Source organism: Undibacterium sp. TC4M20W, from assembly GCF_049340245.1.
GTDB lineage: Bacteria > Pseudomonadota > Gammaproteobacteria > Burkholderiales > Burkholderiaceae_D > Undibacterium.
The window spans coordinates 93,917-110,574 of the sequence record NZ_JBMPPI010000019.1; the positions used below are offsets into that span (position 1 = coordinate 93,917).

Annotated in this window: 11 protein-coding genes; 1 reads left to right on the top strand and 10 read right to left on the bottom strand. The window is 50.8% G+C overall.

The window, feature by feature from the left end; translation table 11 throughout:
• The first annotated feature begins 42 nt into the window (after positions 1-42).
• A complete protein-coding gene (locus ACO0LL_RS20565) occupies positions 43-1,209 on the top strand; it encodes a pyridoxal phosphate-dependent aminotransferase (RefSeq protein WP_422952681.1) in 1,167 nt (388 codons plus the stop codon).
• A gap of 44 nt (positions 1,210-1,253) precedes the next feature.
• Here the strand turns inward: ACO0LL_RS20565 and ACO0LL_RS20570 are convergent, their stop codons facing one another.
• The 10 genes from ACO0LL_RS20570 to ACO0LL_RS20615 all read right to left on the bottom strand — a co-directional run bounded on the left by ACO0LL_RS20570 (position 1,254) and on the right by ACO0LL_RS20615 (position 16,615).
• Positions 1,254-2,729 (bottom strand): DUF3999 family protein, encoded by a 1,476-nt coding sequence (locus ACO0LL_RS20570; RefSeq protein WP_422952682.1) that lies wholly within the window; start codon positions 2,727-2,729, stop codon positions 1,254-1,256.
• Positions 2,726-6,676, bottom strand: coding sequence for a DUF2339 domain-containing protein (locus ACO0LL_RS20575; protein WP_422952684.1), 3,951 nt, complete (start codon positions 6,674-6,676; stop codon positions 2,726-2,728). Before ACO0LL_RS20575 ends, ACO0LL_RS20570 begins: the two co-directional genes overlap by 4 nt.
• A 263-nt stretch (positions 6,677-6,939) precedes the next feature.
• Positions 6,940-7,347 (bottom strand): hypothetical protein, encoded by a 408-nt coding sequence (locus ACO0LL_RS20580; RefSeq protein WP_422952685.1) that lies wholly within the window; start codon positions 7,345-7,347, stop codon positions 6,940-6,942.
• A complete protein-coding gene (gene zapE, locus ACO0LL_RS20585; RefSeq protein ID WP_422952686.1) occupies positions 7,347-8,444 on the bottom strand; it encodes a cell division protein ZapE in 1,098 nt (365 codons plus the stop codon). The genes ACO0LL_RS20580 and zapE overlap by 1 nt, the downstream gene beginning before the upstream one ends.
• A 145-nt stretch (positions 8,445-8,589) precedes the next feature.
• Entirely contained in the window at positions 8,590-10,017 is a 1,428-nt protein-coding gene (gene lpdA, locus ACO0LL_RS20590) for a dihydrolipoyl dehydrogenase (protein WP_422952687.1), read from the bottom strand.
• An 87-nt stretch (positions 10,018-10,104) separates the two neighbouring features.
• The gene (locus ACO0LL_RS20595; protein WP_422952688.1) at positions 10,105-10,437 is read right to left on the bottom strand and encodes a PspC domain-containing protein; all 333 of its coding nucleotides are present in this window, start codon (positions 10,435-10,437) and stop codon (positions 10,105-10,107) included.
• A gap of 33 nt (positions 10,438-10,470) precedes the next feature.
• Complete coding sequence (gene odhB / locus ACO0LL_RS20600) at positions 10,471-11,727, bottom strand: 2-oxoglutarate dehydrogenase complex dihydrolipoyllysine-residue succinyltransferase (RefSeq protein ID WP_422952689.1); 1,257 nt, start codon at positions 11,725-11,727, stop codon at positions 10,471-10,473.
• A gap of 61 nt (positions 11,728-11,788) precedes the next feature.
• Complete coding sequence (locus ACO0LL_RS20605; protein ID WP_422952690.1) at positions 11,789-14,644, bottom strand: 2-oxoglutarate dehydrogenase E1 component; 2,856 nt, start codon at positions 14,642-14,644, stop codon at positions 11,789-11,791.
• A gap of 323 nt (positions 14,645-14,967) precedes the next feature.
• The gene (gene gltA / locus ACO0LL_RS20610; protein ID WP_422952691.1) at positions 14,968-16,272 is read right to left on the bottom strand and encodes a citrate synthase; all 1,305 of its coding nucleotides are present in this window, start codon (positions 16,270-16,272) and stop codon (positions 14,968-14,970) included.
• Positions 16,273-16,333: 61 nt separating this feature from the next.
• A complete protein-coding gene (locus ACO0LL_RS20615) occupies positions 16,334-16,615 on the bottom strand; it encodes a succinate dehydrogenase assembly factor 2 (protein ID WP_162041573.1) in 282 nt (93 codons plus the stop codon).
• Between the last annotated feature and the right edge of the window lie 43 nt (positions 16,616-16,658).

Below are 16,658 nucleotides of genomic sequence, written 5' to 3' on the forward strand. Positions count from 1 at the left end.
AATCGCTTTGTATTAATTAATAGTTTTTGAAGAGTTTCACTGATGACGACCACTGCCCGCTTCGTACCTGAGTCTAAATTGCCCGAAGTGGGCACCACCATCTTTTCAGTGATGTCTGCCCTGGCAGCAGAGAAAAAAGCGGTCAATCTTGGTCAGGGCTTCCCTGACTTTAGCTGCGACCCTGCTCTGCCCGCCCTGGTGGCGCAAGCCATGACGGATAATTACAATCAATATCCGCCCATGCCAGGCATGCCGCAGTTGCGCGAGCAAATAGCCGCCAAGATCAAGAGCATCTATGGCCATGCTTATGATTTGAATACAGAAATCACCGTTACAGCTGGCGCGACCCAGGGCATTTTGACGATATTGCTGGCCTGCGTACATGCTGGCGATGAAGTCATTGTCATTGAACCTGCGTATGACAGCTATGTATCAAGTATCAAGCTGGCAGGCGGTGTGCCGGTATTTGTGAGCATGGAACTGGGTGAAAATGGCTACACCATCCCCTGGGATAAAGTAAAAGCCAGCATCACGGACAAGACCCGTTTGCTGATGTTGAATTCGCCGCACAACCCTACCGGATCAGTGCTAAGCGTGGATGACATCACCACCTTGACAGATATCGTGCGTGACACCAAGGTCTTGATCGCATCCGATGAGGTGTATGAGCACATGGTGTTTGATGGCCAGCGCCACGAATCGCTGTCGCGTTACCCTGAACTGGCGGAACGCAGTTTTATCATTTCCAGTTTTGGCAAGACTTATCATGTGACTGGCTGGAAGGTCGGCTATGTGACAGCACCGGCAGCGCTGATGGCAGAATTTCGCAAAGTCCATCAGTATAACGTCTTTACCGTCAATACACCTATGCAGGTGGGACTGGCGCAGTATATGAGCAAGCCTGCTCCGTATCTGGAGCTATCGGACTTTTATCAAAAGAAACGTGATTTGTTCAGAGCTGGCCTCGCCAATTCACGCTTGCGCCTGTTGCCATGTGCTGGAACTTATTTCCAGTCGGTTGATTATTCAGCAGTTTCCGACATGACAGAGCTGGACTTTGCCCGCTGGCTGACGACTGAGATTGGTGTTGCTGCCATCCCGGTTTCTGCTTTTTATCAGCAAGGCAAGGAATCTGGCATCGTGCGTTTTTGCTTTGCCAAGCAGGATACTACCCTGCAAGACGCCTTGCAGCGCCTGCAGAGCATTTAATTCCCCTCAAAAGACCTGAAAACACTAAGATCGCAAACACGTACTCAGGTCTTTGCCTTGTCTTCCGACATATTCTTCAGCAGGGACCATACCATCCCGCCCAATAATAATAAACCAACACCTAATGCTGCCCATAACCAGGGCTTGTGCTCTTTAGTGGGTGTTTTCTCAGCGGCTGGCTTGATAGCAGCCTGAGGTGCGACATAGTCAGCAATTTCCACACTGGCGATATCAGACTGCACTGGCTTGCTCAGATCCATTTTGGGAATCAGCGTTATCAAAGGTATTGCAGCGCCCTCTTTGTTCTCCACTCCCCATTCCAGCTGATAAGGCGGTTTGCCACGCGCCAGAAAAATCAGCCTGCGCGGTAAGCTGGCGATCTGTATCTCAGGCAAGGTTTTGCCCAACTTACTGAATGGGCTATCGGTTTGCAAGCGCAAAGTCTTATAGCTGGCACCATCCATGAGCAAATCAGGTGATTTGACTTCACCATTCTGCAGATTGATTTTATAGACCAAGCTGTCATTCAACCAGACTTGTTGATCCACCACCTGTACTTCAGCATTGCGCTTTTGATTCCTTAAAACATGCAGAGGATATAGCGGACTATGCCTGTGATGATACGAGGACACCGGCGCAGTTGTTGTAGTCACCTGTGCCAGTACCGTAATATGCAGCAGGGTGTTAGGCTCGCCGACCAGCAGGCGCAGGCTGTCTATCGGTGTGTTGTCCGGGATGGAATAATCACAGTAATTTGCAGCACAGGCTTTCACAGGAATAGGCTTACTCCATTGCAAAACCGGTGGTGTATAGACTTCTTGCTGGCTGTCTATACTGACATTGTCCAGCCAGGGGGCATCTGCAGGATTATTCCAGCGCAGGCGCAAATACTGTGCGCTGACATGGTGTAGCCTGATACCAAGATTCTGCAGCACTGAGCCCTGATGACGCAATTGCACCAATTGCTCGCTACCCAGCGATTGCCAGTTTTTTAGGTCATTACTGCTTTCCAGTGTGAAGCCGAACATGCCATCTACCTGCTCAGCTATACCGAACCTGGCTTGCAATAACTTGCCCTTGATCTTGCTGACATCAATAATCCAGGCAGGAACAGGATTTTGCCTGGTGATTTTCACTTGCGACAAGGCGGTCAGTGAACCATCAGCATTTTGCCGGAAGCTGCTGAAACTGCCGCTTTGTATGTCTTTTACAGGAAACGCACTGACAGTTTTACTCTCCAACTTGGCACTGGACGTTTCCATATCAGCCCAGGCAAACGACAAGACGTCACCTTCAGCATTGCGCACGCGTACATCATGCAGATCGGGATACAGGCTGCCAGGGTAAATACTGGTTGGTATATCCAATTGAAAATACGGGCCCGCTCCAGTGCTAGAGATGACTGCATGCTTTAGCTGCGGACTAATCGCCTGTGCTGCAACGACAGCGGAAGCTATCGCACAGGCAGCCAGCAATAAGAGCTTCAGTTGCAATTTCATTTTCAGCTTACTGATACTCATGACGCCTTCTCCTGATCTTCTGGTGTCTCGTCATCCGCGGATGCTGCAACCGCCTGCATTTCTTTTGGCTTGACAGGCACAGGTGCAAAGTAGCCAACCACCAGCAACAAGATACCAACACCGATGAAAGAAACGATACGGTATAAACCACCCCGGTCTGCCAGTTCTATCAGGAATAGTTTCAACACCACGACTCCCAGCAAGACAGCGCCAGCTATCCAGATGCTTCGTGACATACGGCGGTTACCAAACAACATCACAGACACGCCGCAAATTGCCCAGGTAATGGAAACGGCAGCCTGACTCAGGCGCGAAGCAAACAAGGCATCTGCATCCCAAGGCACGCCGGCAAAATGGTGGCAGCTACGCAAGACCATGCCTGTCAACAAAGCCAGGGCTGTAGCGGCTACCAATGCTGTCGCAGCATGTTTGGTGTCTGTCTTGAGTGCAGCCACAGGTAAAGCGCGCCACCAGTGCAATAAGGACGCCAGCACCAGCCATTGCCCCAATTCCAGCGGATTCAGCAAAGGCAGATAAGGCAAGGGGCTGGCATCGCCCGCACTGAAGGCATTGGTCAACCAGCACCATGCCAGCAAATACAAGGCGACAGGTGCGCATGCCTGCTCTATATAGGCTTTACGGTAAGAATTAAGCGGCCACCTGACTGCCAGCGGTTTGGCACCAATGAACCAGAAGACCAACGCAGGCACCAGCACCCAGCCCAGTAATGGCCAGCTCGACCAGGTATCAGCCAGAGGCGCAAGACGTGCCTGACCTTCGCGGGCTGCCAGCAACAGGAAGAACCAGAAACCGGCGATATGCGTCAGACTCAAGAGTGGCGAAGAAGCAGCCATCCAGTTTTGTTGCTTCTTCAGTAGCTGCAAATGCCAGGCCAGTGCCAGGGGCCAGGCCAGCCAGCCCAGGTTTGCAGATGGCAAATAAGACCCATCCGCACCGACCACGCCTATCAAACCGGCAAAAATCAGCAAGGGCAAAGTGACGATGGTGGCAAAACCCATTTGCGGCCATTGTCGCCAGCCTGCCAGTGCCGCCATCAGGACTGAACTGACCAGACCTATGACGATAGCAACGGTCGAAGAATAATTGCGGTGATCTGTGCGCACCAGGGCTTCCAGACTTTCAGGGAACCAAGCACTCAACCACCATGCGAGCCCCCACACAACTGGCAAACCAAGCGCCAGCTTGCTATTGCACCAGGGATTGAGCCAGACCGATGGCAATTTTTGCCCTGAAGTATTGACCTCATCCAGTTTTGCAGCATGACCAAACCCACTCAAGTCCAGCAACACGGCACGCATTCTGGCAGCTTCAGCCCGGATCAGATCAGCACTGAGCCATGCGGACACAGCCAGCGACAAAGGTACCAAAAAGCCCAGATGCGCAAATGCCGTGCCCTGGTATTTGCCAGGCTCCACCAGACACAAACCAGCCGCAATGACTTGCAAAGCAGCAGAAAAACCTGCCAGCGCACCATGCGACATGCGCAAACCTACCCATAGCAAGAGACAGGCAGTTAATGGCCAGATCAATGATGCCTGCGTCAGGTTGATGGCAAACAGCATGGCCAGGTGCAACAGTGCACTACCACTGACAATGGCCACCTGGTTCCAGATTGACCAGGCCGGCGGCAAAGATTGTGCCTGTGCAGCCCGCTTGGCCGCCACCATGGAGCGCCCTGCACTGAACAATATGCTAGCAGCAATGATCAGGGCAGCCAGGCCACCTTTCCAGCCATCTTCCAGCGCAGCATTGCCATTGGCGGCAACATGCAGGGTCAGCATGAAAGACGCCAGCGCGGCCGCCTGCAAAGTGGCAGAAATATGTTCAAAAGCCTTCAGGACATAACGACGGGCAATAGCCGATACCAGCAAGGCCATGACAGCCATAGAAGCAGCCGCAAACTGTGGAACCAGCAACATCCAGGGCAATAAAGCCAGTGAAGCCGTACCCAGCCATGGCAAGGCTGCATTTGGCATGGCTTCCCAGCTTGCAATATTCTCTGGCCTGGCTTTTCTATGCAGATTCCAGACCACAAAGCAGCTAATTGCCAGCAATACCGGGCCCAGCAAACCACCCTGCAACAATGGCCCCGTTGCCTCGGGATTGATGTAGATACCATGCAAGAGCTTGTACGCCGCCCCCACCATGACAACATAAGCAAAACCACGCGCATAAGGACGCTGCTGGCGTATGCCCAGCCAGTACATGCCAGCACCCTCGATGGCCCAGGCAGCACCTGTCCAGGCGCCTTCCAGCCCCAATGGTATTGCCAGCGTCGCAAAGATGGCGGCCACGATGACATAGGCCTCTGCCAGCAGAGCCAATCCTTGCCTGGCTTTGGAAAATACAAACCTGGCCAGCAGCAGGTAAAAGAAACCTACCGCCAGCGCAGAAAAGGCTGCACCAAACTCGGTATGCTTGACCAGCATGTATTGCATGCCAAAGGCGGTGATGGGATTGCCAAACACCAGGGCACTATCAACCCGCCCTACCCGCTTCAGAGTATCTAAAGGACCTTCCTGTACTTCCGCTTCTTTCAGGGTGCGGCGGGCGAACAGCAAGCCTATCAGGGCAAACAGGACAAAGAAGAAAATCAGGAAAGGCTGGACTATGCCGTACTGGCTATCGGTATAGTTTTGTTCTGCCCAACCCAATGCCAGGGTAAAAGTACCAACAAAACCGATCAGGTTCAGCACACGCCAGGCATTGAACCAGGCAACCACGAAGATACCTATATCCAGCACGGCCATGTACGTAAACAAGCCGAACGGACGGTTTTCACCGGTGGAAATCAAAACAGGGGTAGCAAAACCTTCAATTGCGGCAACAATGGCCAGCACCGGCGCATTTTGCAAGACCGCTAATATGGCACTGAGAACAGACACCAGGAACAGGAAACCGAAGCCAACATCAGGAGAGATCAGCGCATGCAATTTCATTGCTGACAGTGTGGTCAGGTAAAACACCCCTATCGCCATGCCTTGCAATATCAAGGCATAATCACGGCGCTTGCTGCGCAAGAACCATCCCAGCGCCAGCAAGACCACACCAGACAAAGCCACTCCTGCGTAACGCAGTTCCACCGGTACCGTAACCCGCTCTGCGGTATAACGCAACAAGAAGGCCAAGCCCAGGAACAAGATCAGGACACCGACTTTGACCAGCGCATTACCACCAAAAATCAGTTTCGCCAGCGGTGCAGGCAAGCTTTCCCTCAGAGTTTTTGGAGGTGGCGGTGGTGGGCGCTTCGCTACAGGTGGTTTTACGATGGCAGGACTTACTGTTGGCGATTCAATTGTTGTAGCTGCTGCAGCTGCTACAGGTGCCAAAGGTTCTGCTGCCTGCACTGCCGTCATTGGAGTGACTTGCTCTGTAATGACTGCGGGAACTTCTCTGGCAAGTATCGCTTCTTCCAAAGGCTGTATCTCCAGGTCCAGCGCTGGTGGCTGCGCATTTTCTTGCGCGCCAGCAGTAACAGCTTCAGCCTGTGATCCAAATGCCGTTGTCAGCGGCACAGCTACGCTAGCGCTGGTGTCGGCTGCTTTTGCGGCAGCAAGGGCTACCTGGGGTTCTGCCACTGCTTTTTCTTCTGCAGCCGGCTGGCTTACCGGTCCTGGCTGTGCTGCGACATTCTTGGTGATCACGCCACCGGCTTTGAGCTCGGCCATTTCACGTTCCAGCGTTTGCAGCCGGTGTTCAAGCGTGAAGATTTTCTGGCGCATCTCTGCCATTGTATCGACAGGTTTGCTTTGCGCAGGCTGGTGTACCGGTTTATTCGCCACCGGCTTGGTATCGGTATTAGTCTTGCGCGAACTAGCGATCAGATATCCAACAAAGCCGCCCGTCAAAGCAAAAAAGAACATGGCAGCACCTGAACCGGTCGCCACGCCCAGAATAAAGCCGATAATTGCGCCCACAAACCACATATATCATTTCCTTGGATTACAGTATGCCAATGCGGCTAACGCCAGACTGTAAGGAAATTTTTAGAGACTTGCAATACTTATATCGCAGTGTGGGATGGGATTCCATATTCAAATCTTGCCGCAGGCAACAGGCTGCTATCACTTGCGGGCATTGCGCCAGCAGTGCTACCCCGGTCTCAGCAACTGAAAGCCCGGGACAAGCCTTCAAATAGTGGCATTTGATAAGAGAAAAGACTTACAGCCAGTTACAAATCTCTCAGTAGTCAGGGCTTGGCCTGACGTTGCGCCAGTTCTCTGTCAAGTTGTTCTATATGGAGTTTACGCTGCAAGGCTTTGGCTTCCAGGGAAATTCTCTGCAAGGCAACGATGTATAGACGGCGCTTTTGTTTAACGTCACTAAGACAATCATTGACAAAAAATGTATCGTGACAAGCCCGCTCAGACTGTTCGTACCAGCTTTGCAAACGCAGTTGTGCTTCATTACTTTCTTGCAGGGCAAGCTCGGCCTGTTCTACAGTGCTGATACTACCTGCTGCATATTTTTGATCCAGACTGGCAGACAGATTCGCAATCTGCGTCAGCTCGGTGCCGCCGGGTGTTGCCAGCGCATGCGAGGCAAATATCATTTGCGCAAACAATGCAAGAAGGATTACAGGCAATAAACGATTCATCAGGCAATATTCTCCGCAAGTTGGCGTTGGTCAGCATCCATGTATTCTTTTGATTGCATTTCTATGATGCGTGACACTGTTCTGTGAAACTCATTAGACAAGGTACCATTGGTATAAAGTTCCTCGGGTGGCACTTCTGCCGACATAATTAGTTTCACTTTATTATCGTAAAACACGTCTATGAGCCAGGTGAAACGCCTGGCCTCGGAAGACATGGCAGCCGACATGCGCGGTATTGACGACAAAACAACAGTATGAAAGCGACTGGCGATTTCAAGATAATCATTTTGCGAGCGTGGGCCGCCACATAAAGTAGCAAAATCAAACCAGATCACACTGCCTGCACGTCGCAGGGATTTGAGTTTGCGCCCCTCGATATCGACTTGCGGGTCTTCATCACTGGTTTCTGCAACCCGGGCAAAAATATCACGCAAAGTCTTGTCCGTGGCAGCGCTCAATGGCGTCAGGTAAGCCTGCACTTGTTCCATCGCACGCTTGCGGTAATCATTGCCGGAATCGACATTCAGGATATCGAGTTTTTCTTTGAGCAAGGCAATCGTTGGCAACATGCGGTCGCGATGCAGGCCATCTGGATACAAGGTATCAGGCTGGTAATTCGACGTCATGACGAAAGACACGCCATTTTCAAACAGGGCATTGAGCAAGTTATACAACAACATCGCGTCTGCGACGTCAGACACATGAAATTCATCAAAGCAAATCAGACGATATTTTTTGGCGATTCTGCGCGCCACTTCGTCAAGCGGATCTGCCACGCCCTTGAGTTCATCCAGCTGCCTGTGCACGGCGCGCATGAATTCGTGAAAGTGCAAGCGGGTTTTGCGCACCACTGGCACAACCGAATAAAAACTATCCATCAAAAATGATTTACCGCGCCCGACTCCGCCCCACATATAAACGCCCCGCGGCACTTCAGGACGGGTGATCAAGCGAGTAAATTTATTCGCACGCTTACCCTTGTACTCCACCCATTCTTCATAGGCTGTCTGCAGGCGATCAACCGCACGTTTTTGTGCCTCATCGGCCTGAAAACCGCGCTGACTCAAGGCATCCTGATAATACTCTATGACATTCATGGGCGAGGGATACTATCTTTGCTGGCTTGCCTGCGCATGGCAGGCGGGTAAAAAGCGACGCACCCTACCTCAATCAAACTGAGGACAGAGTGCGCTGCCAATGTGGGCGCAAATTTACGCCCATGTTTCAAACAAGCGACTTGAATCAGAAATTCAATGAGCGCTTATCGACTGCCAATGCTGCTTCTTTCGTTGCTTCAGACAGAGATGGATGTGCATGACAAATACGGGCGATGTCTTCTGCCGATGCCTTGAATTCCATCGCCACTACCGCTTCGGAAATCAATTCAGATGCCATAGGACCAACGATGTGCACGCCCAGGATTTCATCTGTGGTGGCATCTGCCAGGAACTTGACCATGCCCGAAGTATCACCCAGTGCACGGGCACGGCCATTCGCCATGAATGGGAAAGTGCCGGCTTTGTAAGCCACGCCGTCTGCCTTCAATTGCTGCTCAGTACGACCTACCCATGCGATTTCCGGAGATGTGTAGATTACCCATGGGATGGTATTGAAGTTCACGTGGCCATGTTGGCCAGCGATGCGCTCAGCCACGGCAACGCCCTCTTCTTCTGCCTTATGTGCCAGCATAGGGCCACGTACCACGTCGCCTACAGCCCAGACATTCGCCAGATTGGTTTTGCAATCACCATCAACCGCGATGAAACCACGTTCATCGAGTTGCAGGCCAACAGCTTCTGCATTCAAACCATTGGTGTTAGGTGTACGGCCAATAGAGATGATCAGTTTGTCGAACACTGCCTTGTGCTCAGCGCCTTTGTCATCAGTGTAGTTGACAGTCACATCGCTGCCGCCATTGACGATTTCGCCTATCTTGACGCCCAGGTTGATGGACAAGCCTTGTTTGACGAACAGTTTGTGCGCCTCTTTAGCGATTTGTTCATCCACAGCACCGAGGAAAGTTGGCAATGCTTCCAGCACTGTCACTTCAGCACCCAGACGACGCCAGACGCTACCCATTTCCAGACCAATCACACCAGCGCCGATAACGCCGAGTTTTTTCGGTACTTCTGCGATCTTCAATGCGCCATCGTTCGAAAGGATGGTCGTTTCATCAAATGCAGCACCAGGCAATGCACGTGCATTCGAGCCTGTCGCCAAGATGATGTGTTTGCCTGTGATAGTTTCTTCTGTCTTGCCAGCCACCTTGATTTCATAGGCACCTGCATCGCCTTTAACAAACGAACCATGGCCGTGGAAGAAAGTCACTTTATTCTTTTTAAACAGGAACAGGATACCGTCATTGTTTTGCTTGACGATAGTGTTCTTGCGACCCAGCATTTTGGCAACGTCCAGGCCAAGGCCTTGTACATTGATACCGTGGTCAGCAAAAGCATGGCCAGCATGCTCATAGTGCTCGGAAGACTGCAACAGTGCCTTGGATGGAATGCAACCTACGTTGGTGCAAGTACCACCTGGAGCCGGGCCACCTTTTTCATTGGTCCATGCATCGATACAGGCAGTAGAAAATCCCAGTTGGGCAGCGCGAATTGCGGCGATGTAGCCGCCAGGGCCACCACCGATAACGACGACGTCAAATTGTTTGCTCATGAAAATATCCTGATTTTATATAGATGAATTTAGCGCTGAATCTGGCCATAAGTTTAGCCGTGAAGTTCACTCTTCGCTTTATGCTTTTCAGCTCTCTTCGGGTATGAATATCCAGGCCAGCAGATAAGCCACTACGCCGGCACCAAAGTAAAGACTGAAAAAGACAAACATCAAACGCCATATCCATGAATCCAGACCAGTAAACTGTCCAAGACCACCGCAGATACCACCCAGCCACTGGTCATTTTTTGACCGGCGGAACTGGTTCAGATGATTAAAACCCTGGTTTTGGTAATGCCCGGATGTGGAAGTGTCGCCTGTCGCCAGCAATCTGGCTTTGGCTTGTGCAAACTCTGCATCAGACAGGGCTCCTGCCTGATGCAGTTCATGCAGACGTTTGATTTCGTCAGCGATATTCACGGAATGATTCTCGCTTTGCGCTTTGAACCTGAATTACAGATCGAGCAACAGGCGGGCTGGATCTTCCAGCGCGTCTTTCATTGCCACCAGACCCAGAACTGCTTCACGACCGTCAATGATACGATGGTCATAAGACATAGCCAGGTAGTTCATAGGACGGATAACGATCTGGCCATTTTCAACTACAGCACGGTCCTTGGTCGCATGCACGCCCAGAATTGCGGATTGTGGTGGGTTGATGATAGGCGTAGACAACATGGAACCGAAAGTACCGCCATTCGAGATGGAGAAAGTACCACCAGACAAATCATCCAGAGTCAGTTTGCCGTCTTTTGCCTTGGCACCGAATTCGCCGATTTTCTTCTCGATTTCAGCAATCGTCATTTGGTCCGCATTGCGCAGGATAGGTACGACCAGGCCGCGTGGGGAACCAACAGCGATACCGATGTCGAAGTAACCATGGTAGACGATGTCGTTGCCATCAACAGAAGCGTTGATGATAGGGTATTTTTTCAATGCAGCAACAGCAGCTTTGACGAAGAAAGACATGAAACCCAGTTTCACGCCATGTTCTTTTTCAAACTTGTCTTTGTACTTGTTACGCAAGTCCATGACTGGTGCCATGTTGACTTCGTTAAAGGTAGTCAGAATAGCGTTAGTGGATTGCGATTGCACCAGACGTTCAGCGATACGTGCACGCAAACGGCTCATCGGTACGCGTTCTTCAGGACGGTCACCCAGGCTGGCAATAGTCGGCGCAGCGACTTGTTGCAGTGCTGGCTTGCCAGCTGCAGGTGCCGCCAGAGGGGCAACTACTGGTGCTGCAGCAGGTTTGGCGGCTACGGCTGCCAGAACATCACCTTTGGTAACACGACCATCTTTGCCGGAACCATCTACTTGTGCTGCAGTCAGGTTGTTTTCTGACAGGATTTTTGCTGCTGCTGGCATCGCAACACCAGCAGAAGATTTTGCATCAGCAGCGGGGGCAGATGCGGCAGCGACAGTAACAGGAGCTGCGGATACTTCCATAGGGCTTACTTTTGCAGATGCATCAGTATCGATAATCGCAATGATTTCACCGGCAACGACAGTGCTGCCATCACCCTTGATGATTTGTGTGATCACGCCAGCGTCAGGTGCTGGCAGTTCCAGTACGACTTTGTCTGTTTCTACATCGATCAGGTTTTCGTCGCGGCCGACTTCCTGGCCAACTTTTTTATGCCAGGACAACAGGGTTGCTTCTGCGACGGACTCAGATAACTGAGGAACTTTTACTTCGATAATTGCCATTTTTTACTCTCCGATTCGGGTAGCCAAATGCGACATCAGCTTCTGATGTCGCATCGCGTCATTATTTGGTCAGGACAAAGCCTTTGAGTTTGGAAAATGCCGTTTCCAGCAAAGCTTTTTGTTGTGCATAGTGCTTGTCATAGTAACCGACAGCTGGCGATGCACTCGCTGGACGACCTGCATAAGCAAGTTTTTGACCTTCTTCCAGGCTTTCAAAAATATTGTGCTGGATCTGGAACCATGGTCCCTGATTTTGCGGCTCATCTTGTGCCCAGACCAATTCCGCCATGTTCGGGAATTTTTTCAGTTCAGCAACAAAACTCTTATGCGGGAAAGGATACAGTTGTTCAACACGGACAATTGCCGTATCAGACTGACCGCGTTCTTTACGGGCATTGACCAGGTCGTAATACACTTTGCCGGAGCAAGCGATAACGCGCTTGACCTTCTTCGCATCAATCTTTTCATCGACTTCACCGATGACTGTCTGGAAGCTGCCTTTAGCCAGGTCGGACAAAGGTGAACCTGCATCCTTGTTACGCAACAATGACTTCGGTGTCATGATGACCAGAGGCTTGCGGAACATGCGTATCATCTGACGACGCAACAGATGGAAAATCTGGGAAGCAGAAGTAGGCTGAACCACTTGCATATTATTGTCAGCGCACAGTTGCAGGAATCGTTCTGGGCGAGCAGATGAATGCTCCGGACCCTGACCTTCATAACCATGCGGCAGCATCATGACCAGACCGGATGCGCGGCCCCATTTCACTTCACCAGAGCTGATGAACTGATCGATAACAACCTGGGCACCATTGGCGAAATCGCCGAATTGCGCTTCCCAGATAGTCAGGGTATTTGGCTCTGCTGTTGAGTAACCATATTCAAAGCCCAATACCGCTTCTTCAGACAACACGGAATCGATGACAGTAAATGGTGCCTGTTTGTCAGAAATGTTTTGCAGAGGGATGTACGTACCAGCATCCCAACGCTCACGGTTTTGATCATGCAAAACAGCGTGGCGGTGAACAAAAGTGCCGCGACCTGCATCCTGACCTGTCAAACGGATGGCATAACCGGAAGAAACCAGAGATGCGTAGGCCAGATGTTCGCCCATGCCCCAGTCCAGGTTCATATCGCCACGGCCCATGGCTGCACGGTCACCCAGTACTTTTTCTACCAGGCTATGTGGCTTGAAGCCTTCAGGCACGACTGTGATGCGTTCTGCCAGGCGCTTCAATTCTGTGGATGGCACGGCTGTGTCAGCCGCATCTGTCCATTTACGGTTGAGGAAAGGAATCCAGTCAACAGCGTATTTGTTTTTGAAATTGGAGATAACCGGATCATGCGTGTGCTTGCCGGCATCCATTGCATCACGGTAAGCTTTGACCATCTGATCGCCACCATCCGCCGGGATAGTACCTTGCGCAGACAATTTGTCTGCATACATACGGCGTGTACCTGGGTGCTGACCAATTTTCTTGTACATCAAAGGCTGAGTCAGTGCAGGTGTATCTTGCTCGTTATGGCCCAATTTACGGAAGCAGATGATATCAACAACGATATCTTTCTTGAATTCCATACGGTAGTCCAGAGCGATTTGCGTCGCCAGAACCACTGCTTCAGGATCATCTGCATTGACGTGCATGACTGGCGCTTCAATCATCTTGACGACATCGGAGCAATACAGCGTAGAACGTGAATCGCGTGGATCAGAAGTCGTGAAACCGATCTGGTTATTGATGACGATATGCATCGTGCCACCAGTACCGTAACCACGAGTTTGCGCCAGGTTCAGGGTTTCCATGACCACGCCCTGCCCTGCAAACGCGGCGTCGCCGTGTACCAGGATAGGCAATACTTGTGAGCCATCTTTGTCGCCGCGACGGTCCATACGCGCTTTGACAGAACCTTCAACCACTGGATTAACGATTTCCAGATGGGAAGGATTGAACGCCAGCGACAAGTGAACCGGGCCGCCTGGAGTAGAAATATCAGATGAGAAGCCTTGGTGATATTTAACGTCGCCTGCTGGCAAGTCATCACCGTGTTTGCCTTCAAATTCAGCAAACAGATCCTGAGGCATTTTACCCAGGGTGTTGACCAGTACGTTCAGACGGCCGCGGTGGGCCATACCGATAACGATTTCTTCGACACCACGCTCACCGGCGCGCTGGATAGTCTCATCCATGGAAGCAATAAAGCTTTCGCCGCCTTCCAGGGAGAAACGCTTCTGACCAACATATTTGGTATGCAGATAGCGTTCCAGGCCTTCAGCCGCAGTCAGACGGTCGAGGATGTGTTTTTTCTTTTCAGGAGAGAAAGATGGTGTGGAGCGTATTGCTTCCAGCTTTTGTTGCAACCAGCGCTTTTCTGTCGGGTCGCTGATGTACATGAACTCAGCACCGATGGAACGGCAGTAAGTGTCACGCAGGGCATTCAAAAGGTCGCGCAATGATGCTGTTTCTGGCCCGAAATAGGTATTGCTGATATTGAACTGTATGTCCATATCTGCATCGGTAAAGCCATAGAAACTTGGCTCCAGCTCTGGAATGCTCGGGCGTTCCTGGCGTTGCAGCGGGTCCAGATTGGCCCAGTGGCTGCCGAGGAAGCGATAAGCGGCGATCAGTTGCTGGGCAGCGACGCGCTTGCGTCCCATTTCAGCATCAGCAGTCGCATTGACTGTGCGTATCGGACCTTGTTTGGCACGTTCGGCAAACGATGCAATAACAGGTGCATGGGCAACGTCTGGCTTGGAAGAGCCATCAACGGCAGGCACGTTTTGCATGGCGTCGAAATACGCGCGCCAATTGTCAGGAACAGAACCGGGATTATTCAGGTACGCTTCATACAGTTCTTCTACATACGGCGCATTGCCGCCGAACAAGTACGAGTTAGCGTTATATTGTTGCATCATCTTGCTCACCTTTCTTCGCGTTTCGCGAGATTAGCGGGTTAATCTAACCTTCCGCGACACGGCCTGACCGGTTAGCGGATTGCACATCAAGTTGTGGGGAAGGGCTTAATTCAATCTATCCTCGTGATCAAATCAAAAAGCATGTCATTTAAATATGTTTTTTGATTAAATCGCGAAAGTTATTCCTAAAAATCACTTTCGTGGCGAAGCATAGCATAATTACTGAAGAAAAAAAAAGCGAGTCGCAAAGACTCGCTTTTTACAACAAAATACAATAACTAAAGATTAACGTTTGAATGACCGTTTTGAGTTAGAGCTTCGAATTAACGTTTATCGATAGCTGGCACATCACGCTTAGGTGAGCCAACAAACAATTGACGTGGACGGCCAATTTTTTGCTCTGGATCAGAAATCATTTCTTTCCACTGAGCGATCCAGCCTACTGTACGTGCCAGGGCAAAGATACCGGTGAACAATGCAGTTGGGATGCCCAGTGCACGTTGTACGATACCAGAGTAGAAATCGACGTTAGGATACAGCTTGCGGCTGACGAAGTATTCGTCTTCCAGCGCGATTTTCTCCAGAGCCATGGCCAGCTTGAACAATGGATCATCTTGCAGACCCAGTTCTTGCAGCACTTCATAGCAAGTTTCACGCATCAGTTTGGCGCGTGGATCATAGTTTTTGTAAACACGGTGACCAAAGCCCATCAGCTTGACGCCAGAGTTCTTGTCTTTGACTTGAGCGATGAACTCAGGAATATTATCGACACTACCGATTTCTTCCAGCATGCTCAATGCAGCTTCATTTGCACCACCGTGAGCAGGCCCCCACAGGCATGCGATACCAGCAGCGATACAGGCAAATGGATTGGCGCCAGAAGAACCCGCCAGACGCACTGTCGATGTAGAAGCATTTTGCTCATGATCTGCGTGCAGGATCAGGATACGATCCAAGGCGCGTACCAGCACTTCATTGGTTTTGTATGGCTCACATGGCGTAGAGAACATCATGTGCATGAAGTTCGCGCTGTAAGACAAGTCATTGCGTGGATACACGAAAGGCTGGCCGATAGAATACTTATAGGCCATCGCTACCAGTGTAGGCATCTTGGCGATCAGGCGGATAGCTGACACTTCGCGGTGATGTGGATCATTGATATCCAGCGAATCATGGTAGAAAGATGCCAGTGCACCAACTGTACCGACCAATACCGACATAGGATGCGCATCACGGCGGAAGCCGCGGAAGAAGAATTGCATCTGCTCATGCACCATGGTGTGATTGGTGACAGTCGCTACAAATTCTTTCTTTTGATCTGCCGTTGGCAGTTCGCCATTCAACAACAGATAGCAGGTTTCCAGGAAATCGCCACCATTGACTGCCAGTTGCTCAATAGGGTAGCCGCGATACAGCAGCTCGCCTTTATCGCCGTCAATATAAGTAATGGAAGAATTACATGCTGCCGTGGACATGAAACCTGGGTCATAGGTGAACATGCCGGTAGAACCATACAATTTACGGATGTCGATGACATCAGGACCAATAGAGCCCTTGTAAATCGGCATTTCCAGGGCTGGTGAGCCATCGGAGAATGATAGGGTGGCTTTTGTTTCAGAATTTGTCATGGCTCTTCCTTCAGATAAGAGGTGAGTCGTTAATCAAAAAAACACAAAAAATCAAATTGACTTACGCCGTTTGCAGACGTAGCAATAATGCATGTACATGAGGCAGATCGACTTCGGCTTCCGGTTTTGTCTTGGCCATGATCAGATCCATTAATGTATTGTCCGGCAACTCCATCAGGCGGCTAAAAGCATCCACTTCCTCATCTGTCAGGGATTCTTCATTGGCATCCAGAAAACGCGTCAAGATAAGATCGTTTTCCAATAAACCTCGCCTTGCCCGCCACCGCAGCCTGGCCCGCTTTACCGGGTCGCTTTGATGGGATATAGCTTGTGACTCAGACATAATTAATTCTCTTCCATACTGACTATTTCATGCGGCTCTCAGC